This is a genomic window from Mesorhizobium sp. B3-1-6, from assembly GCF_006439555.1.
Classification (GTDB): domain Bacteria; phylum Pseudomonadota; class Alphaproteobacteria; order Rhizobiales; family Rhizobiaceae; genus Mesorhizobium.
In genome coordinates this window covers 1-20,897 of sequence record NZ_VFTM01000058.1, presented here as the reverse complement: position 1 = coordinate 20,897, position 20,897 = coordinate 1, and the positions used below count along the sequence as shown (strand labels likewise).

General features: G+C 62.6%; 15 protein-coding genes and 1 pseudogene. 7 read left to right on the top strand and 9 right to left on the bottom strand.

All coding sequences use genetic code 11. The features are described from left to right. Positions 1-129: 129 nt before the first annotated feature. Genes FJ414_RS30680 through FJ414_RS30665 form a run of 4 tightly spaced genes read right to left on the bottom strand, consistent with a single transcriptional unit; the run spans position 130 to position 4,207 of the window. The gene (locus FJ414_RS30680; RefSeq protein ID WP_140648093.1) at positions 130-840 is read right to left on the bottom strand and encodes an ABC-type transport auxiliary lipoprotein family protein; all 711 of its coding nucleotides are present in this window, start codon (positions 838-840) and stop codon (positions 130-132) included. After that, complete coding sequence (locus FJ414_RS30675) at positions 821-2,194, bottom strand: MlaD family protein (RefSeq protein ID WP_140648092.1); 1,374 nt, start codon at positions 2,192-2,194, stop codon at positions 821-823. The genes FJ414_RS30680 and FJ414_RS30675 overlap by 20 nt, the downstream gene beginning before the upstream one ends. A gap of 14 nt (positions 2,195-2,208) precedes the next feature. Next, positions 2,209-3,021, bottom strand: a complete 813-nt coding sequence (locus FJ414_RS30670) for an ABC transporter ATP-binding protein (RefSeq protein ID WP_140648091.1) — start codon at positions 3,019-3,021, stop codon at positions 2,209-2,211. A 1-nt stretch (position 3,022) separates the two neighbouring features. Further along, complete coding sequence (locus FJ414_RS30665; RefSeq protein WP_140648090.1) at positions 3,023-4,207, bottom strand: ABC transporter permease; 1,185 nt, start codon at positions 4,205-4,207, stop codon at positions 3,023-3,025. Between the two features lie 77 nt (positions 4,208-4,284). On the opposite strand from FJ414_RS30665, the gene dgcA reads away from it, so the two are divergent. Continuing rightward, positions 4,285-5,268 carry an N-acetyl-D-Glu racemase DgcA gene (dgcA, locus tag FJ414_RS30660; RefSeq protein WP_140648089.1) on the top strand — a complete coding sequence of 328 codons (984 nt, stop codon included), beginning with the start codon at positions 4,285-4,287 and terminating at the stop codon, positions 5,266-5,268. On the opposite strand, the gene FJ414_RS30655 is transcribed toward dgcA, so the two are convergent. Together FJ414_RS30655 and FJ414_RS30650 are read right to left on the bottom strand one after the other, a co-directional pair. After that, entirely contained in the window at positions 5,239-6,453 is a 1,215-nt protein-coding gene (locus FJ414_RS30655) for an MFS transporter (protein WP_140648088.1), read from the bottom strand. The genes dgcA and FJ414_RS30655 overlap by 30 nt on opposite strands. 198 nt (positions 6,454-6,651) lie before the next feature. Next, positions 6,652-7,482 carry a UDP-2,3-diacylglucosamine diphosphatase gene (locus FJ414_RS30650; protein ID WP_140648087.1) on the bottom strand — a complete coding sequence of 277 codons (831 nt, stop codon included), beginning with the start codon at positions 7,480-7,482 and terminating at the stop codon, positions 6,652-6,654. A 121-nt stretch (positions 7,483-7,603) separates the two neighbouring features. Between FJ414_RS30650 and FJ414_RS30645 the strand changes: the two genes are divergently transcribed. Both FJ414_RS30645 and FJ414_RS30640 read left to right on the top strand, forming a co-directional pair. Then, positions 7,604-8,383: an SDR family oxidoreductase gene (locus tag FJ414_RS30645; RefSeq protein ID WP_140648086.1), complete on the top strand. Its 780-nt coding sequence runs from the start codon at positions 7,604-7,606 to the stop codon at positions 8,381-8,383. 162 nt (positions 8,384-8,545) lie between these two features. Continuing rightward, complete coding sequence (locus FJ414_RS30640; RefSeq protein WP_140648085.1) at positions 8,546-10,870, top strand: NADP-dependent malic enzyme; 2,325 nt, start codon at positions 8,546-8,548, stop codon at positions 10,868-10,870. A 17-nt stretch (positions 10,871-10,887) separates the two neighbouring features. Here the strand turns inward: FJ414_RS30640 and FJ414_RS32060 are convergent, their stop codons facing one another. Next, positions 10,888-11,106: a DUF1287 domain-containing protein gene (locus FJ414_RS32060; protein WP_246685800.1), complete on the bottom strand. Its 219-nt coding sequence runs from the start codon at positions 11,104-11,106 to the stop codon at positions 10,888-10,890. 70 nt (positions 11,107-11,176) lie between these two features. Next, positions 11,177-11,437: pseudogene (locus FJ414_RS32055) on the bottom strand (DUF1287 domain-containing protein); the annotation flags it as partial. Between the two features lie 310 nt (positions 11,438-11,747). Between FJ414_RS32055 and FJ414_RS30630 the strand changes: the two are divergent. Then, complete coding sequence (locus tag FJ414_RS30630) at positions 11,748-12,974, top strand: DUF2865 domain-containing protein (RefSeq protein WP_140648084.1); 1,227 nt, start codon at positions 11,748-11,750, stop codon at positions 12,972-12,974. Here FJ414_RS30630 and gltX read toward each other — a convergent pair. Then, the gene (gene gltX / locus FJ414_RS30625; protein WP_140648083.1) at positions 12,892-14,265 is read right to left on the bottom strand and encodes a glutamate--tRNA ligase; all 1,374 of its coding nucleotides are present in this window, start codon (positions 14,263-14,265) and stop codon (positions 12,892-12,894) included. The two genes, FJ414_RS30630 and gltX, sit on opposite strands and share 83 nt — an antisense overlap. Positions 14,266-14,978: 713 nt before the next feature. On the opposite strand from gltX, the gene FJ414_RS30620 reads away from it, so the two are divergent. From FJ414_RS30620 to FJ414_RS30610, 3 genes are read left to right on the top strand one after another with little or no spacing between them, the layout of a single operon-like run. Further along, on the top strand, positions 14,979-18,755 hold the full coding sequence (locus FJ414_RS30620) for a vitamin B12-dependent ribonucleotide reductase (RefSeq protein WP_140648082.1): 3,777 nt from the start codon (positions 14,979-14,981) through the stop codon (positions 18,753-18,755). A gap of 10 nt (positions 18,756-18,765) precedes the next feature. After that, positions 18,766-20,451 (top strand): AIPR family protein, encoded by a 1,686-nt coding sequence (locus FJ414_RS30615; protein ID WP_140648081.1) that lies wholly within the window; start codon positions 18,766-18,768, stop codon positions 20,449-20,451. Continuing rightward, positions 20,451-20,822, top strand: coding sequence for a VOC family protein (locus tag FJ414_RS30610; protein ID WP_140648080.1), 372 nt, complete (start codon positions 20,451-20,453; stop codon positions 20,820-20,822). Before FJ414_RS30615 ends, FJ414_RS30610 begins: the two co-directional genes overlap by 1 nt. Positions 20,823-20,897: the final 75 nt, after the last annotated feature.

Below are 20,897 nucleotides of genomic sequence, written 5' to 3'. Positions count from 1 at the left end.
AGGGGCGGGTCGCTTCAACATGACCCAGTGAATCAAAAACCCCCGGCAAATGCCAGAGGTTTGTCAGCAGTCTGAGGCGGGCCGGGGCCCGCCTTTTTTTATGTTGGAGTTTGATTGCCTGTCCGGCGCTCAGATCGTCGAATCCGTCCAGCGGACGATGTCGGTCGCCGCCTGGCCGAAGGCGTTGTCCAGCGCGCCGACATAGGCAGCGTTGCCGCTGCCGGAGACCGGCGCGCTCGCGGTGAAGTTCTTTGAGGCGCGCACCTCGCCATCGCGATCGTTGAGGATGCGTACGAACAGGTCGACATCGGCATGCTCGCCGCCATCGACGCGCACCTCGAAGGAGCGTACCTCGACGATGATCTGGTAGTCGATCGCCAGCCCCTCACCCGGCTTGCCGACGCCGGCAAAGCTGCCGGAGCGCTGGAAGGTTTCGGCCAGCCTCGCCTGCACGATCAATGGCAGCCGGTCCGCCCATTGCGCGCCCTTGAGGAACTGGATCGATCGGTCGGAAGGCCTGATGACGATGTTCTGGCTGTCCAGCGCCTTGAGCGCCGACGGCTGGGCTATCAGGATCTGGCGGCGGCTGTGGGCATGCATGTCGACCGACGGCGCCGACAATTCGAACGTGTCGAGCGGCGCCGGCTTGCCGCCCAGGGCCGCGCAACCGGCAACCGAAAGCACCAGCAACGCTGCCGCGGACAATCTCAGACGACCCGCTCCCACCCTGACCGACTTCACGCGTGATCCCCGTTGTCCCCGGATCTTACGATCAACCCGCATTCGCGGTTCATTTTCTTGGCGGTCGCGGCAGCCGAAGTCAACGCCGTGTCCTTCCATCGAACTGCCGGACCTCGCCGTCGCCACCGGACAGAATGCGCTGCGGATTGCGGCTGAGGTCGGTCACCGCTTCCTCGATGCGGTTGATCGAGCGCCGGCTGTCCTGCACGAGCGCCTCGACGTTCTGCAGGCCCTGGCCGGAGAAACGCGCCAGATTGTCGGTGATGGTGCCGAGCCGCGCATTCAGCGTGTCGGCCACCTGCTTGAAAGATTTCAGCGTCGCCCTGGCATCGGCCATCACGCCGTCGGCCTCGCCGGAGCCGAGGATCTTGTCGACCTTGGCCAGGATGCCGTCGACGCGCACCGAGGCATCGTTGAGCCGCTGCGCGAGTTGGCGGGCGTCCTTGATGGTCTGGTCGATATCGTCGGAGCGGTTGGCGATCTTGTCGGTCACCTTGGCGATGTCCGAAGCCGCCTTGTCGGCGCTGGCGCTGGCCTTCTGGATGTTGGCCAAAGCGGCCTTGACGTCGGCCGGATCGATGCCGTCGAGCACGCCGTTGACCTTGGCCAATGTCCCTTGCGTCTGCTTGGCGAAATCGTTGATCGAGCCGACCGCCGTGTTGACGTTGCCGATGACTGTATCGAACTGCTTCGAGGTCTCCTTCAGATTCGCCGTCACCGTGTCGACATTGGCCACGATGCTCTTGATCTGGTCCTTGTCGACGGAATTGAGCAGGCCTTCGGCGGCCTTCAACGTGCTGTCGAGTCGGCCCGAGACATTCTTCAGTTGATCCGAAAGCGAGCTCACCGCCGACAGGAACTTGTCGATCCCGTCGGAGTTCTTGGCCAGCGCATCCGAGAAGGTCTCGACATTCTTGACCGTCTGCGTCAGCGGGCCGCGAACGTCCTTGGTGAAGCCTTCGAGCTCGCTCAGCACCTTGTCGGCGCGGGTGAAGATGTTCTGCGCCGTCTGCAGAAGGTTGGTGACCGCCGACGGATTGGCGGTTATCTCGGGGATCCTGCCCTCTTTTTCCGCCTCGTCGAGCAGCTTCGCTTCCTTGGGGTCGGCGCCCCGGAGTTCGATATTGGCCTGGCCGGTCAAGCCGGCAAGGCCAATATCGGCCTGTGTCGACTTGGTGATCGGCGTCATGCGGTCGATCTCGGTGTCGGCAATGGCTACCGTCGGATTGTCGACGTCGATATACACACGTTTGACGTCACCGACCTTGACGCCGTTGAACAGCACGAAGCTGCCGCGGCCGAGGCCCGAGGCCGAACCTGGAATGCGCACGCGCAGCATTGTCGTTTCGCCTCTGTCGCCGATCGCCGCGGTCCAATAAACGAAGGCAAAGGCCGCCAGAATCGCACCCAGCGTGAAGATGCCGACAATAATGTAGTTGGCTCTTGTTTCCATCGCCTCACTTATGGCTATGCGCGCGCCGCAAGATCAAGTTGCCGGGCGCGTTTTCCGCGGAAATAGGACTTCACCCACGGCTCCTCGCTCTTCAGCATATCGTCGATAGTGCCTTCGACCAGCACCCGCTTCTTGCCGAGCACCGCCACGTGGTCGCAAGCGGTGAACAGCGTGTCGAGATCGTGCGTGACCATGTAGACCGTCAGATCCATGGTGTCGCGAAGCTTGACGACCAACTCGTCGAATTCGGCCGCGCTGATCGGATCGAGGCCGGAGGTCGGCTCGTCGAGAAAGACGATGTCAGGGTCGAGCGCCAACGCGCGGGCGAGCGCCGCGCGCTTGATCATGCCGCCGGACAACTCGGACGGAAACTTCTGTGCGGCGTCGGCCGGCAACCCGACCAGCTCGATCTTGAGCAAGGCGAGCTCATCCATAAGCGCCCTGGGCAGGTCGAGATATTCACGCATCGGCACCTGCACGTTTTCCAGCACCGTCAGCGCCGAAAACAGCGCGCCATGCTGGAAAAGGACGCCGAGCCGCATGTCGATGCGCAGGCGGTCGGCGTCGCTCGCCTTGTCGACATCGACGCCGAACAGGCTGATCGTCCCCGATTGCTTCGGCATCAGCCCCAATATGGTGCGCAACAGCACCGATTTGCCGGCGCCCGAAGCGCCGACAAAGCCAAGGATCTCCCCGCGCTTGATGTCGAGCGAGAGCTTGTCGAGGATCAGCTTGTCGTCGATGGCCACGGTGACGTTGCGCACCGAAAGCACGATTTCGTCGTCGTTGGTATCCTGCGCTGCCGCTGCGCCGTTGCCGTTCGCCATCTCAGAACCCGATCGCTGCGTAGAACATGGCGAAAAGCCCATCGAGGATGATGACGACGAAGATCGACTTCACCACCGATGCGGTCACGTGCAGGCCGAGCGATTCGGCGCTGCCGCCGACCTTCATGCCCTCGACCGAGGCAATGATGCCGATGATCAGGGCCATGAACGGCGCCTTGATCAGGCCGGCAAAGATGGTGCTGAGATCGATGGCGACGCGCAGCCTGTCGATGAACGCGGCCGGTGGAATATCGGAATAGAGCCAGGCGGCGACGATGCCGCCGGCAAGCGCGGCGAAATTGGCGATGATGGTGAGGCACGGCAGCCCGATCACCAACGCGACGAGCCGCGGAAAGACCAGCACGCCGATCGGATTGAGGCCGATCACCTTCAGCGCGTCGACTTCCTCGCGCATCTTCATGGAGCCGATCTCGGCGGTGATGGCGCTGCCTGAACGTCCCGCGAGCATGATCGCCGTCATCAGCACGCCGAGCTCGCGCAGGATCAGCACCCCGACCAGGTCGACGACGAAGATGTTGGCGCCGAAATAGCTGAGCTGGTAGGCGCCCTGCTGGGCGACGATGGCGCCGACAATGGCCGACATCAGCACCACCACCGGTATCGCGCCGACGCCCATGCGATCGATCTGGTTGAAGATCGCAGCCAGGTTGACCGCGTGGCCGCGGCCAAGCTTCATCTGCGCGCCGCGGATCGTGGCGCCGAGGATGTTCATCGAAGCGAGGAAATCGTCGCGCATCTCATAGACCCGCCGGCCAACCAGCTCCAGCGCGCGCAGGATGATGTTGGGCGGCCCGGACGGGCCCGATTCGGGCTCACGGCGAACCGCATCGCCGACAGCGCCGAGCAGGATCGAGGCGATCTCGCTCTGCCCCTGCAAATGGACCTCGACGCCTTTCTTCTCGAAGGCGCTCGCCAGTCGGTCGATAAGCCAGGCGCCGGCTGTGTCCATCTTTTCGATGTGGGAAAGGTCGAGCATCAGCTGCTTTGCGCCGCTTTTCCCCTCGATCTTGCGCATGTCGGCATCGACCAGAGCCACGGTGCGCGTCGTCCACACACCGGAAAAGGCGCAGCCCAGCACGCCTCCTTCCTCGCCCACGGCAACGCGTGGCCGATGCTCGGCGTCCTTGGCCTCGCCGCTTGCGTCGCGTTTGCGGATGGTCAACATGGCGTCCTGTTTAGCGTGACCGGACTGGCGTGTCGATTTGCCTGCAGACTGGTGTCGCATAGCCGGAGAAGAAAATTATGGCGCGTGTCATTTCGGTCGAAATGGAGCGATTTCCGATCGCCGGCACCTTCACCATCTCGCGCGGATCCAAAACCGAGGCCGAAGTCATCACCGTAACGATCGCTGACGGGGGACGTTCCGGCCGTGGCGAATGCGTGCCCTACAAGCGCTACGGCGAGACCATGGAGGGGGTGCGCGCGGCCATCGAGGCGATGCACGATCCGATCGTCGCCGGTATCGACCGGACCGCCCTGCTTGCGGCCATGCCCGCGGGCGCGGCGCGGAACGCCATCGACTGCGCCCTATGGGACCTGGAAGCCAAGCTGACCGGCACGCCGGTGGCGGCGGCGATCGGGGCCCTTCCTGCCGAGCCGCTGGAAACCGCCTACACCCTGTCGCTCGGCACACCGGAGGCCATGGCCGCGCAGGCGCGCGCCAACGCCACGCGGCCCTTGCTCAAGGTCAAGATCGGCGGCGCCAATGACATGGCCAGAATCCGCGCGGTGACGGAAGCCGCTCCCGAAAGCCGCATCATCCTGGATGCCAATGAGGGTTGGACCGACGAAAATGTCGAGGCGAACCTCGCTTTCGCCGCGTGGCACGGCATAGCACTGCTCGAGCAGCCGCTGCCGGCGGGCAAGGACGACATCCTGCGCCGGATCGCGCATCCGGTGCCGGTCTGCGCCGACGAAAGCGTACATGCGGCGAAAGACCTCGATGCGCTGGTCGGCCTCTACGACGCTGTCAACATCAAACTCGACAAATCAGGCGGCCTGACGGAGGCGTTGAAGCTGCGCGACCGCGCGCGCGACCTTGGCTTCGGCATCATGGTGGGTTGCATGGTCGGCACCTCGCTCGCCATGGCGCCGGCAGTGCTCCTGGCGCAGGACGCGGACTTCGTCGACCTCGACGGCCCGCTGCTGCTTGCGCGCGATCGCGAGCCCGGCCTTGTCTACCGGGGATCGCTGGTTTCACCCCCTGAGCGGATGCTTTGGGGCTGAGCGGGAAGCGAGGCCTATCAGCACCATGCCGATGATCGCGATCGGGATCATCGCCAGGAAACCGTCGACGCCAAGCCGCTCATAAAGGGGGCCGGAAGCGAGCGTCACCGCCGCCATGAAGAAGCCGTTGAAGAAATAGGCGATGCCTTGCGCAGCACCCGTACGCTCTTCGGAGACCGTCTCGCCGATCATCTTCTGCAGGCCGATCAGCACCATTGCCACCGACACCGAATGCAGCGTCTGAACAACGAAGAAGCCGGCGACGCCCAGGCCGAGCGGCCAGACCAGCGGAAAGGCGATCCAGCGCACGATCGAACCGATACCGGCGATCACCATTACCCTGACGACCGAGATGGACGCAAAAATACGGTTGAAAAACAGGAACATGCAAACTTCGGAGACCACGCCCCAAGCCCATAGCAGGCCAACGACGGAATCGCCTATGCCGATCGATTTCCAATAGATCGAGACGAAGCCGTAGAGGAAGGCGTGGCTGGCGGTGATGATGCCGACACCGAGCGTGAAATAAAGGAAATAGGCGTTGAACAGGCTCGGCGCCTTATGCTGGATCTCGGTCGCCGAAAGCGGCGAGGCCTTGCGCGGTCGCCCCATGCGCGGCGACAGCAGCGCCGCGACCAGCGCCGCGCCGAGCGCAATGAAGATGATGACCGGAACCGCCTGCGGACCGGTGGCCGCCAGGATGAAGCCGCCTACGACATTGGCGCCGAGATACGAGATCGAGCCCCATTTGCGCATCGCCGTGTAATTCGAGCCGAAGCGCCGCACGCCTGACAGCGCCAGCGAATCGGCCATCGGCGAATGCGGCGTCCAGACGATCGTCAGCAAAAGCGACACGGCGAGCACTATGGCGTAGGTGGCCGGCAGGAAATAGCCGGCGGAGACGACCATCGAGCCGGCGACCAATGCGATATAGACATTCGCGCGGTCATTCGCGCGGTCGGCGAACGCGGTCAGCACCGGCGTCGTCACGACACGCAGGAACATTGGCGCCGCCAGGATGACCGCGATCTGCTCGGCATGAAAACCTTTCGCCTGCAGCCAGAGCGGAAAATAAGGCAGATGGGTGCCCTGCGACACGAACAGGGTCGCGAAGATCAGGCTCATGCGCAGTTCGAAATGGCTTGGCTTGACAAGTTGTTCGGGCGATAGCGGCGGCAGCGACATGAATCGATCCAATATCGCTGCATTCAACTCCATGCAACGTGTCTCGATCCCTAACATGAGGCAAAGCGCGGCGGAACTGGCTGGAACAATCGATCAAGAGCAAAGCTGTTGACGGACGGGGCCTGGGGGCGAGCGCGGCTCGCGCCCCATGTCAGCGCGACCAGGGAAGCAGGCGGAATCGCGAAAAGGCAGCTGCATTCAAGCCGCCTGAGCCGCCCTGCCTTTCAGGTCGATGATGTCGACTGGCACCAGCACGTCGCTGCCTGCCGTGGTCTCAGGTAGGACATGCGCCCAAGTCAGGATCTCCATGCGGCCATCGAAATGCTCGACCACCGCCGTGCAGCTTTCCACCCAGTCGCCGGTGTTGATGTATTGCACGTCGCCATAGCTTTCGATCGCCGCGTGATGGATGTGGCCGCAGATCACGCCGTCGACATGCGAGCGCCGTGCCTCTTCTGAAAGCACGGTCTGGAACGAGCCGATGAAGTTCACCGCCTTCTTGACCTTGACCTTCGCCCATGACGAGAACGACCAGTAAGGCAGGCCGAGCAGGTGGCGCAGCTTGGTCACCACCCGATTGATCACCATCGCCGTGTCATAGGCATAGTCGCCGAGATAGGCGAGCCAGCGCTGGTTGTGCACCACCGTGTCAAACTGGTCGCCGTGGATAACCAGCAGGCGCCGGCCGTCGGCGGTCTCGTGGATGGCACGGTCGGCAACGACGATTCCGCCGAAATGCACGCCCTGGAACTGGCGGGCGAATTCGTCGTGATTGCCGGCGATGTAGGTGATCGAAGCGCCCTTGCGCGCCTTGCGCAGCAGCTTCTGCACCACGTCGTTGTGACTCTGCGGCCAGTGCCAGCTGCGCCGCAGCCGCCAGCCGTCGACGATATCGCCGACCAGATAGATGATTTCGGCGTCGTGATAGCGCAGGAAGTCGATCAGGAAATCGGCCTTGGCCGCTTTCGAGCCGAGATGCACGTCGGAAATGAACAGGGCGCGGAAAGTGCGGGGCTCTGGGTCTGACATGACGATTTTACCCTTTGCTTTCGCGTGCCTATGCCCCGATTCATGCAACAACCGTATGACGGTTGCGGTTGGTCCAGCCCAGGCGCTAGCTTGCGCGCAAGTTAATCAGGAGAAAACCGTCATGGATCTCGGCATTCGCGGAAAGAAGGCCATCGTCTGCGCCTCGAGCAAGGGACTGGGGCGCGGCTGCGCCATTGCGCTTGCCGAAGCCGGCGTCGATCTCGTCGTCAACGGCCGCAACGCCGAACTCTTGGCCAAGACCGCCAACGACATCCGCGACCGGTTCGGCGTCAAGGTCATCGAAGTTGCCGGCGACGTGTCGAAGCCGGACGTGCAGAAAGCGATACTCGCCGCCTGCCCCGATCCCGACATCCTCGTCAACAACAATGGCGGCCCGCCGCTGCGCGATTTTCGCGAGCTCGACCGCGCAAAGATCCTCGAGGGCGTTACGCAGAACATGGTCACGCCGATCGAACTCGTCCAGGCGGTGATCGACGGCATGGCCAAGCGCGGCTTCGGCCGCATCGTCAACATCACCTCGCTGTCAGTCTATGTGCCGATCCCCGGCCTCGACCTGTCTTCCGGCGCGCGCGCCGGCCTGACCTCGTTCCTCGCCGGCGTGGCGCGCACGGTGATCGACCGCAACGTCACCATCAACAGCCTCTTGCCCGGCAAGCTCGATACCGACCGGCTGCGCGGCCCGCATGAGGCCGGCACCGAGGAAGATCCGGCCGCGGCCGCCGCGCGCAAGGCCCGCATCAGCGCCGACGTGCCGGCAAAACGTCTCGGCACGCCGGAGGAATTCGGTCAGATCTGCGCCTTCCTCTGCTCCGTCCATGCCGGCTACCTCACCGGCCAGAACATCCCGGTCGACGGCGGTCTCTACGTCAGCGCGTTTTGACCGCCGCCAATCCAATACGCCTGAGGCTTCCGAGCCAACCGTCTGGAATCGGTTGATTATTTTCGCTCCGGCATTGTGAAGGCCGGGGTCCGCGATTTGCCGTCGCGAAAACTGGTCGGCGCATGCTAAAAGGCTCCAAATCAGGAACAGAGGGAGGGCCGGATGGACGGCGAGAGCAAGAAAACGGCCCGGTCGGACCTCGACGAGGCCGCCCTCTTCTTCCACAAGCACCCGACGCCGGGAAAGCTCGAAATCCAGGCGACGAAGCCGCTCGGCAACCAACGGGATCTCGCGCTTGCCTATTCGCCGGGCGTCGCCGCGCCCTGTCTCGAGATCCGCGACGATCCGGCAACCGCCGCCGACTACACCGCGCGCGCCAACCTCGTCGGCGTCGTTTCCAATGGCTCCGCCGTGCTTGGGCTCGGCAATATCGGTCCGCTCGCCTCCAAGCCGGTGATGGAAGGCAAGGCGGTGCTGTTCAAGAAATTCGCCGGCATCGACGTCTTCGACATCGAGATCGACGCGCCGGAGATCGACCGCATGGTCGAGACCGTCGCGGCGCTCGAACCGACCTTCGGCGGCATCAACCTCGAGGACATCAAGGCGCCCGAATGTTTCGAAGTCGAGGAGCGGCTGAAAGCCCGCATGGGCATCCCGGTCTTCCACGACGACCAGCACGGCACCGCGATCATCGTTGCAGCCGCGGTGCTCAACGGGCTGGAACTGGCCGGCAAGGCAATCTCCGACATCAAGATCGTCACGTCCGGCGCGGGTGCCGCAGCGCTTGCCTGCCTCAACCTTTTGGTCTCGCTTGGCGCCAGGGTCGAAAACATCTGGGTCACCGACCGTTTCGGCGTCGCCCACAAGGGTCGCGTCGAGGAGATGGATCGCTGGAAAGACCCGTATGTGAAGGATACCGAGGCGCGCACGCTGGCCGACGTCATCCCCGGCGCCGACGTCTTCCTCGGCCTTTCCGCCGCCGGCGTGCTGAAGCCGGAGCTGCTGCAGCATATGGCGCCGAAGCCGCTGATCCTGGCTTTGGCCAACCCTAATCCCGAGATCATGCCGGAAGCGGCAAGAGCCGCGCGACCGGACGCCATGATCTGCACCGGGCGCTCGGATTTTCCCAATCAAGTCAACAACGTGCTCTGCTTTCCTTACATCTTCCGCGGCGCGCTCGATTGCGGCGCCAGCGCCATCAACGAGGAGATGAAGATGGCGGCGGTCCGCGCCATCGCCGCCCTTGCGCGCGAGGAGCCATCGGATGTCGCGGCGCGCGCCTATTCCGGCGAGACGCCGATGTTCGGTCCCGATTTCCTGATCCCCTCGCCCTTCGACCCGCGCCTTATCCTGCGCATCGCGCCGGCGGTGGCCAAGGCTGCCTGCGACACCGGCGTCGCGACGCGGCCGATCGCCGACTTCGCCGCCTATATCGACAAGCTCAACCGCTTCGTCTTCCGCTCCGGCCTGGTGATGAAGCCGGTGTTCTCCTCCGCCAAGGCTTCAAGCGCCAAGCGTGTCATCTATGCCGACGGCGAGGACGAGCGCGTGCTGCGCGCGGCGCAGGTGGTGCTGGAGGAAGGCATCGCCGAACCGACCCTGATCGGCCGCCCGCATGTGGTGGAGGTCAGGCTGAAGCGCTACGGCCTGCGCATCCGGCCGGGCGTCGATTTCGCCCTGATCAACCCGGAGGACGATCCGCGCTATCGCCACTATGTCGACCTCCTGATCGAGCTGGCCGGCCGGCGCGGCGTGACGACGGAAGCCGCCCGCACCATGGTGCGCACCGACAACACGGTGATCGCGGCCCTGGCGCTGAAGCGCGGCGACGCGGACGCCATGGTCTGCGGCCTCGAAGGCCGCTTCGAGCGGCATCTGCGCAATGTCACGTTGATCATCGGGCCGCGCGCCGGCATCAAGGATCATGACCTGTCGACGCTGTCGATGCTGATCTCGCAGCGCGGCATCATCTTCCTCACCGACACACATGTCTCGGTCGACCCGACCGCGGAGGAGATCGCCGAAATGACGGTGCTGGCGGCGGAAGAAATCCAGCGCTTCGGCATCGAGCCGAAGGCAGCACTTCTGTCGCATTCGGATTTCGGCTCGCGCGATTCACCGAGCGCGCTGAAGATGCGCCGCGCGGCGGAAATCCTCGGCCGCATCGCGCCCGGCCTGCAGTGCGACGGCGAGATGCATGCCGATACCGCGCTGTCGGAGCATCTGCGCCAGCGCGTCTATCCGCATTCGCGGCTGAAGGGCGAAGCCAATCTGCTGGTCTTCCCGAACCTCGATTCGGCCAACATCACGCTGACGGCGCTGCGCGCCATGATGGACGCGCTGCATGTCGGGCCGATCCTGCTCGGCACGGACAAGCCCGCGCATATATTGACGCCGTCGGTGACCTCGCGCGGCGTCGTCAACATGACCGCGCTAGCCGTGGTCGAGGCGGCGCACAAGGCGCAGGCGGTGGTCGATCTGGGTTAGGGTGTGTTGAGGCCTCCCTAGGCAGGCGCGAAGCGGAAATGCCCCGTCCGCCTGAAGACAAAGAGCGTGTCCTCCTCGCGGGCGCCCCGGCCGATATTGTGGATGACCAGTGGCCGTTCCGGTGCCTCGGTCGAGCGGTTGGTGGAGACGATGGCGATATGCGTCAGGTTGCCGGGCAGCATCTGGGTGACGAGATCGCCCGGCTGATAGTCGGCAGGATCGTCGCTGACGGCCAGCGAAGCCCCCCCGCCGTTCGAAGAACACGGCGAGATTGGGCACCCTGCGGTGGTCGATGTTCGGATCGGTCGATTTCAAGCCCCAGGCCTTGGGATAGGCGGAGAAATCGGCCAGCATGTCCTCATGCACCAGCTTTTGCAGGTCGAGCCGGAAGGCGTGGCGATAGGCTCGGATCACGACATCCGTGCACACGCCCCGGTCCTGCGCGACATCGCCGCCGGGATAGGGGATGCGGGTGTAAGTCGGATCGTAGAGCGTGGTGACGCCGATCTGCCTGCGCGCGGCATCGACCAGCCTGAAGGTCCATTCAGGCGTGGCGATCTTCGCCATCGCCTCAGGCGTGGCTTTCTGGCCATCGCGTACGGCACGGCCAGGAACAGAAGGCCGAGCTGCAGCGCGCTTCGACGGGTAATCGGGATCATGCATCGCCCCTCTCTTGCAAGCCGAATTCGCGCAATTGGTCCCGCGCGAAAGCGTCTTTTTTAGGCTCTCGGCGTTTTGCGGCTGGCGACGGAGGTTGTGTTTCCGGTTGAAAACGTTTCACGCCGAATTGTCCTTGAGCTCGGTGGCTCCGACTCTGGCATAGTCGATTAACCACGGCAGCGTAGCTTCGGGTCGAACAGGCGATTTGGGGTTTCGGATGAAAGGCGCGGGGTTGAAGCTGACCCACCTGATGGCGCTGCTTGCAGCGCTTGCGGGCTCGGTCGTCGCCGTGACCGAGTCCGAGGCGGCCTCGCGCGCTTGCAGGCAGCTCGAAGCCGAACTCGCCGCGACACGCGGTGGCGGCGGAGGGCCGGGCATCGTGCGCAAATATGATGATGCCATCCAGCGCCAGCGCGAGCAGCTTGCCAAGGCCCGCAGTCGGGCGGGCGACGCCAATTGCGGCTTCACGCTGTTTTCGCGCAATGTCAGCCAATGCGCGGCGATCAATGCCTCGATCCAGCGCATGAACGCCAACCTCGACACATTGCAGGCCAAGCGCGAGCGTCTCGCCGACGGCGGCACGCGGCGCGACCGCAGCCGCATCCTGGCGGCGCTCGACGCCAATGGCTGCCGCGATGACGAGATCGCGCCGCGCCGCGCCCCGCTTCGGGAGGCGGCCCGCGACAATGGCGGCGGCAATCTGTTCGAGCAGCTTTTCGGCCGCCAGGACCAGCAGCTCGAAACGCCCGATGCCCCCGATATGCCGGACTCGGAGGTGCCTTCCGATGATCCCGGCGAGCGCAACATCCGCCGCGTCATCAACCAGCCGGACGGCATGGACCTGCCGCGACTGGGCGGCGAGTTCCACACCATGTGCGTGCGCACCTGCGACGGCTATTTCTTCCCGATGTCCAACGCGGCTTCCATCGGCGACTTCGAGCGCGACCAGAAGAATTGCGAATCGAGCTGCTCGGGCACCGAAATGCAGGTCTTCTATTCGCGTGGAATGGACGACGACTCTGGCTCGATGACTTCGTCGGCGACCGGTCAACCCTACAGCGAGCTGCCGACCGCCTATCTCTACAAGCAGGCCAATTATTCACGGCCGCCGACTTGCGGCTGCAACGCGCAAGCCGGCAACTTCACGATCATCGGCGGCAACCCGCCCAATCCCGAACAGTCGCGGCCCGACGGCGAGGCCGCGCCCTTCATTCCCGTGCCGGCGTCCAAGCCGGATCCCGGCGCCGATCCGGAAACGCTCGCCAATACCGAGGGCGGGCTCGACCAGGATGCGATCAAGCGGCTGACCACCAAGGTACCGGTGTCGCCGGTCTCGGCGCTGCCGCCGGATCAGCGCAAGGTCAGGGTCGTCGGGCCAGCGTTCCTTCCCGACCCATCAGCGGCAATAGATCTGAAAGCTCCGGCCCCGAAGTCCGCCCGGTAAGGGCGAGCCTCAGCGGCATGAACAACGGCTTGCCCTTGCGCCCGGTTGCTTCCCTGATCTTGCCGGTCCAGTCCTTCCACACCGTGCCGTTCCAGGGTTCCTCCGGCAAAAGCTCGAAAGCCTGATTGAGGAAATCACGGTCCTCGCCGGAAAACTCGGCCGGCTCCTGCGGGCCCTCGCTCAGGATTCGCCACCAGGCGACCGCATCCGACAGGCGATCGAGATTGCCGCGCACGGCCATCCAGAACGGCTCGGCCTTGTCGCCGGAAATGCCCAGCACTATGAGCCGGTCGCGTGCCTCCTCGAACGGCATATGATGGATCAGCATGCGGTTGAGCACGAAGAGCTCGTCCGGGTCGAATTTGGAGGCGGACTTGGACGTCGCCGCCGGGTCGAAATGGCCGGCAAGCTCGTTGAGATCATGCGCGGCGGTGACATTTTCCGACGTGCCAACCAGCACCGCCAGCGAAGCCACCGCCATCGGCTCGATGCCGTCCTCGCGCAGGCTTTCGATCGACAGCGCGCCGGTGCGCTTCGACAGCCCCTCGCCCGACACGGTGGTGAGCAGATTGTGGTGGCCGAAGACCGGCGGCTCGGCGCCGAGCGCCTTGAAGATGGCGATCTGCACGCCGGTGTTGGTGACGTGGTCGTCGCCGCGAATGACGTGGCTGACGCCCATATCGATGTCGTCGACCACCGAAGGCAGCGTATAAAGGTAAGTGCCATCCTCGCGAACCAGGACGGGATCCGACAGCGAGGCGAGGTCGACGGTCTCCTCGCCGCGCACCAGGTCATTCCAATGCACGTCGGTCCGTTCGGGCTGCAGCGGATCGCTGGTGAAGTTGGGCAGCAGGAAGCGCCAATGCGGCCGGCGGCCATCCGACTGGTATTCGGCCACCTGCTCCGGCGTCAGCGTCAGCGCCTCGCGGCCATAGACCGGCGGCAGGCCGCGCGTGCGGCGCACCTTGCGGCGCAGATCAAGTTCTTCAGGCGTTTCGTAGCAGGCATAGAGCACCCGCGCCGCCTTCAGCCGCTCGACCGCAGCGTCATAAATCTCGAAGCGACGCGACTGGTATTCGGTGACATCCGGGAAGATGCCCAGCCAATGCAGGTCGTACAGGATGGAATCGGCATATTCCTGCTTCGAGCGGGCAATGTCGGTGTCGTCGAAGCGCTGGATGAAACGGCCCTTGTTGTTCATGGCGAAAAGCCAATTGAACAGCGCGGTGCGCGCATTGCCGATATGGATGCGGCCGGTCGGCGATGGGGCAAAACGTACAGTAACTGTCATGAGCGGGGCGTAGCGGATGCTTTTGGTGTTGACAAGGCGCGCCCCCGCGCGAACGCAACAGATAGTGCAAGCCAGCTAAAATGAAAAGCCGACGGCCCGACATGCTTCGCGGCAGACTGATAAACCGCGTCAAGTGCCTGCGAACCCAAGCTTCCTATGTCCCCGTTATCCACATATGTGACACACAAGATGTTGGGGTCACAAAAGCTACAAAAACGAATCCTTGACGGGTCGGAACGAGTCGCTTTTTATAGGCCATGCGCTCCTGTTGCGGGCGCGACCGGAGAGTTTCGAGCCCGGTCTTTTTTTCCCGGATTTTGTGCGTTTTGCCCGGATTTCCGCCTGTTCACGAGGCCGGCGGAGGCGTGGGGATCTTTAGGGCTTGGGTGGGCGAAAGGGAGAATTGTCGGTCTGGAAAAAATGATCTGTTAACACTATATTTAGTGTTTGCAGGCAGGCTCGACGCTAGATAGTGTGAACATCCCTCTACGGAGGGAATCGACAAAAGTTTCAGTTTAGGGACCCGCGAGGGTCGGCCTGCAGCCCGGGCGGATGCTTGGGAAAGCGTCTTGCTGTCTGCGTGCCGGCACTTGCGACGAGGAGAGTGCCGGCGCTGCTTGCAGTGCCGGCAAACGGCGGAGTGCGCTTTTCGCCATGTGGGGCAGCAATCCCTGGGGAAAAGCGCTATATATAGACACAAAGGAACGGGACCAATGCGCATCGAGCGTCGCTTCACCAAGCCAGATCAGTCTGCCTATGCGGAGATCGAATTCCGCAAGGCTTTGTCGGAGATCAAGAATCCCGACGGCTCGGTGGTGTTTCGCCTGGACAATATCGATGTGCCGGCGCAGTTCAGCCAGGTCGCGGCCGACATCCTGGCGCAGAAATATTTCCGCAAGGCTGGCGTGCCCGCGCGCCTGAAGAAGGTCGAGGAGAACGACGTCCCCTCCTTTCTGTGGCGTTCGGTTGCCGACGAGGCTGAGCTCGCCAAGCTGCCCGAGGCCGAGCGCTATGGTTCGGAAACCGACGCCCGTCAGGTCTTCGATCGCCTCGCCGGCACCTGGACCTATTGGGGTTACAAGGGCGGCTACTTCAAATCCGAGGACGACGCGCGCGCCTTCCGCGACGAGCTCGCCTATATGCTCGCCACCCAGCGCGTCGCGCCGAACTCGCCGCAGTGGTTCAACACCGGCCTGCACTGGGCCTACGGCATCGACGGCCCGAGCCAGGGCCACTTCTATGTCGACCCCTTCACCGGCAAGCTGACCAAGTCGAAGTCCTCCTACGAGCATCCGCAGCCGCATGCCTGCTTCATCCAGGGCGTGCAGGACGATCTCGTCAACGAGGGCGGCATCATGGATTTGTGGGTGCGCGAGGCGCGCCTGTTCAAATACGGCTCCGGCACCGGCTCGAACTTCTCGATGCTGCGCGGCGAAGGCGAAAAACTGTCCGGCGGCGGCCGCTCGTCCGGCCTGATGAGCTTCCTCAAGATCGGCGACCGCGCGGCGGGCGCCATCAAGTCGGGCGGCACGACGCGCCGCGCGGCGAAAATGGTCATCGTCGACGCCGACCACCCGGATATCGAGGACTTCATCGACTGGAAGGTCAACGAGGAGCAGAAGGTCGCCTCGCTGGTGACCGGCTCCAAGATCGTCAAGAAGCATCTCGAAGCCATCATGAAGGCCTGCGTCAATTGCGAAGGCAATGGCGACGACTGCTTCGATCCGGCTTTGAACACCGCGCTGAAGCGCGAGATCAAGGCGGCCAAGAAGGACGCCGTGCCGGAGAACTACATCTACCGCGTCATCCAGTTCGCCAAGCAAGGCTACACCTCGATGTCGTTCAAGACCTACGACACCGACTGGGATTCGGACGCCTATCTCACCGTCTCCGGCCAGAACTCCAACAACTCCGTGTCGCTGAAGGACAACTTCCTGCGCGCCGTCGAGGCCGATGGCGACTGGCAGCTCACCGCCCGCAAGGACGGCAAGGTGCTGAAGACGCTGAAGGCGCGCGACCTGTGGGAGAAGATCGGCTACGCCGCCTGGGCTTCCGCCGATCCCGGCCTGCACTTCAACACGACGATGAACGACTGGCACACCTGCGCCTCCGCCGGTGCGATCCGGGCCTCCAACCCGTGCTCGGAATACATGTTCCTCGACGACACGGCCTGCAACCTCGCCTCGATCAACCTTTTGCCCTACCGCCGCGAAGACGGCACGATCGACATCGCCGCCTACGAGCATACCGTTCGCCTGTGGACCGTCGTGCTCGAAATCTCGGTGATGATGGCGCAGTTTCCGTCGAAGGAGATCGCCAAGCTCTCCTACGACTACCGCACGCTCGGCCTCGGCTACGCCAATATCGGCGGCCTGCTGATGACCTCGGGCATCCCTTACGACTCCGACGAGGGCCGCGCCATCTGTGCAGCGCTCACCGCCATCATGACCGGCGTTGCCTATTCGACCTCGGCCGAAATGGCCGCAGAGCTCGGCGCCTTCCCGGACTATGACCGCAACGCGCAGAACATGCTGCGCGTCATGCGCAATCACCGCCGCGCCGCTTACGGCGACAAGGACGGCTACGAGAAGCTCGCCGTCAACCCGGTGCCGCTGGTCGCTGCCGACCTGAAGCAGCAGGCTTTGGCCGAGCATGCCCGCGCCGCATGGGACCGCGCCATCGAGCTCGGCGAGGAGCATGGCTACCGTAACGCGCAGGCGACCGTGATTGCGCCGACCGGCACGATCGGTCTGGTCATGGATTGCGACACCACCGGCATCGAGCCCGACTTCGCGCTGGTGAAGTTCAAGAAGCTCGCCGGCGGCGGCTATTTCAAGATCATCAACCGCGCCGTACCGGAAGCGCTCAGGACACTGGGCTATTCCGAGAGCCAGATCGCCGAGATCGAGGCTTACGCGGTCGGCCACGGCAACCTCAACCAGGCGCCTGGCATCAACCCGTCCTCGCTCAAGGCCAAGGGCTTCAGCGACGAGAAGATCGCGGCGCTGAATGCAGCGCTGAAGTCGGCCTTCGACATCAAGTTCGTGTTCAACCAGTGGACGCTCGGCGCCGACTGGGTGAAGGAGACGCTCGGCTTCACCGACGAGCAGCTCGGCGACATTTCCTTCGAGATGCTGCCGGCTCTCGGCTTCTCGAAGAAGGACATCGACGCCGCCAACATCCATGTCTGCGGTGCCATGACGCTCGAAGGCGCGCCCTTCCTCAAGGCCGAGCATCTGCCGGTGTTCGATTGCGCGAGCCCCTGCGGCAAGATCGGCAAGCGCTCGCTCTCGATCAACAGCCACATCCTGATGATGGCGGCCGCGCAGCCCTTCATCTCGGGCGCCATTTCCAAGACCATCAACATGCCGAACGAGGCGACCGTCGAGGACGCCAAGAACGCCTATATGCTGTCGTGGAAGCTGGCGCTGAAGGCGAACGCGCTTTATCGCGATGGCTCGAAACTGTCGCAGCCGCTCAATGCCTCGCTGCTCGCCGACGGCGAGGACGACGAGGACGAGGCGGTCGAGCAGCTGATCGCCGCGCCCGCCGCGCAGCGTGCCGTGCAGGTGACGGAAAAGATCGTCGAGCGCGTCATCGAGCGGCTCTACCGCGACCGCGAAAAACTGCCGAACCGCCGCAAGGGCTACACGCAGAAGGCCGTCGTCGGCGGCCACAAGGTGTATCTCAGGACCGGCGAATTCGACGACGGCCGCCTGGGCGAGATCTTCATCGACATGCACAAGGAAGGCGCCGCCTTCCGCGCCATGATGAACAATTTTGCCATCGCCATCTCGCTCGGCCTGCAATATGGCGTGCCGCTCGATGAATATGTCGAGGCCTTCACCTTCACCAAGTTCGAGCCGGCCGGCATGGTGCAGGGCAACGACGCCATCAAGAACGCGACGTCGATCCTCGACTATGTGTTCCGCGAGCTTGCCGTCTCCTATCTCGGCCGCCACGACCTCGCCCATGTCGACCAGTCGGACTTCGACAAGACCGCGCTCGGCCGCGGCATCACCGAAGGCAAGGCGACGCCCTTCTCCAAGGGCCTCTATCGCGGCGCCTCGCCGGTGAAGCTGGTGTCGGCTGCTGGCTCAGACCCGAAGGGTTTCGGCGGCTCGGGGCCGTCGACCGCCCCTGCCCGCGCGGCGCCCACCGCCTTCTCAGGCTCCAACGTGCTGGCGCTGAAGCCGGCCAGCGACGAGGCCATCGCCTACAAGCGCGACTATGAGGAGCGCGCCCGGGAACTGGCCGAGGATATGGTGGAAGAAGAAGCCGAAGCCGCCGGCGGCGCCGAAGCTTTGTTCACCGACGCCGCGGCTAACGAGGCCGCCGAGGCAAAGAAGCTCGCCGCGACAAGGCGCCAGCAGTCGCTGCTCCAGGGCTACACCGGCAACGAATGCTCCGAGTGCCACAACTTCACCATGGTGCGAAACGGCACCTGCGAGAAGTGCGACACGTGTGGTTCTACGAGCGGGTGCAGCTGAGGGGACATATTTGAGCCCAAAAGTCGTAAGTGCGACGACGCCGACAATTTTGGATTTCGGCGTCGTCGAGAGCGGCATACGAGAGCGTGAGAGCACAAGCATCTCGCGCAACATTGCGTTTTCCAGGCTGGCGCTAGAAACGGTCTTCGGCGTTCCGTCGACAGAGGCAGACGAGCATATTGTAGACGGCGGTGACGATCGGGGGATCGATATTGTTTACATCGATCACAATAAAAGGCAGATAAATATCGCCTCATGCAAGACTGTTGTATCTTACAAAAACTCCCGGAAGAATTTCCCTGGCGACGAAATAGACAAGATAATATCTTTTATTGAAGATCTTGTTCTAAATCGAGACGAGATGTTAAAAACATGCAACGGTCCTCTATGCGCTAAAATAAGAGAGATCTGGGATATCGTTGCAGAGGAAAGCTACCGAATTTCGGTATACCTCTTTTCAAATCAGGCCACCTTACAAAGGGATGCCCGGAACCGTTTATTTGAAGCTCTCGGTCGGCACGAAATTGCCCTATTCGAATATGGATTGTTTGAACTTTCACATGGTGTTGTAAAGGCATCAAAGCCGCGCTTTCAAAAGAAACTCGTACCATCCACTGATGCAGCTTTTGGCATTAAGGAAGCTAACAAACGCGCAATTCTAGTGCGAGTGCCGTTGAAAGAACTGGCTGCGTTCCTCAGCAGCGAGACAGGCAGTTTCGATGAACGGGTAATTTGGCAGAATGTTCGCTACTTTCTCGGACCAGACAACGAAGTTAACAGAGAAATTCGGGAGACTTTGCTTTCAGGGCAAGCCAGCGAGTTTTGGTTTCTGAACTCCGGACTAACAATCGTATGCGATCAGATCCTGTCGATCGCGAATGGGCGGCATCCCATATCAATGGTCAACCCTCAGATTGTGAACGGATGCCAGACCGCAACAGTCATCTATGACGTATCGACAACGACTATGGCAGACCTTGATGGCGGCTACGTCCACGTCAAAATTATCGAGACTGACGACAGCGCCTTTATCGAGCGAGTTGCCTTGGCGAGCAATACGCAAAGTCGCATTTTGAATCGCGATCTGCGGGCCAATGATCACCTGCAGCGCAAATTGGTCGAGTGCCTACGCACTCATAACTACTTTTACGTCAGGAAGCGCGGCGAAAACCCGCCCTATGCGGGTATGAAAACCATTGACGCCGCAAGAGCCGGGCAATTGATTTTGGCTTATCTTTGCGGCGAACCCACTAAAAGCAAAACCAATTCAAATGACATTTTCGGCGACCTCTACGAGGAGGCTTTCAACCCTCACGCGGTAACTCCAGAGATAATAATTACAGCCCACGAATGCTATTCCGTGATTGAGCGTCACAGGAAGGAAGCGCTCGCATGGCAGGCCTCGGTGACCCGAAACTCTTTCGAGGAATCGTGGCTCATTGAAGGGCATTTCCATTTGCTATTTGTTATCGGTGAACTCATGCGTCGGGCATCGGTTCCATTGTCCGAAACGACTATAGCGATTGGTTTAATCGAAAGGGCGAGTGCTATTCTAAAGACCTTTGTAGAGAGGAACCACAAGGTTGCAGGTTATCGCCTTTTTAGATTATCGCGATCTCGCGACGAGATACTGAAGATCATTGACAACAATTCCAAGCCTGACGAGGTCAATCCAATCCAAATTGAACTATTTTGATGATCGACCACATCACCATCGAGGTGAGCGACCTCGACAAGAGCAAGCTCTTTTACGAAAAGGCTTTCGCGCCCTTGGGCTATCGCCTCGCCTTCGGCAAGGAAGGCGTGTTCTGGGCCTTTGATGTCGGCAATGGCTGCCTGTTCGAGATCCAGAGCACGAGCGAGAAGCCGCCGCTCACCCATCTGCATGTCGCCTTCCGGGTGAAGAGCAAGGCCGAGGTCGACGCGTTTCATCGCGCGGCGATCGCGGCGGGCGCCGCCGACAATGGCGCGCCCGGGCCGCGTCCGGACTATGGCCCGAATTACTACGCCTGCTTCGTGCTCGATCCGGACGGTTATAATATCGAGGCGATGATCAACGAGGCGTAGTGTGGCACGGTGTCCTCCGCTTCGTCATTCCAGGGCGGAGCAAGGAGCGAAGCGACGCGCGCAGACCCGAGGATC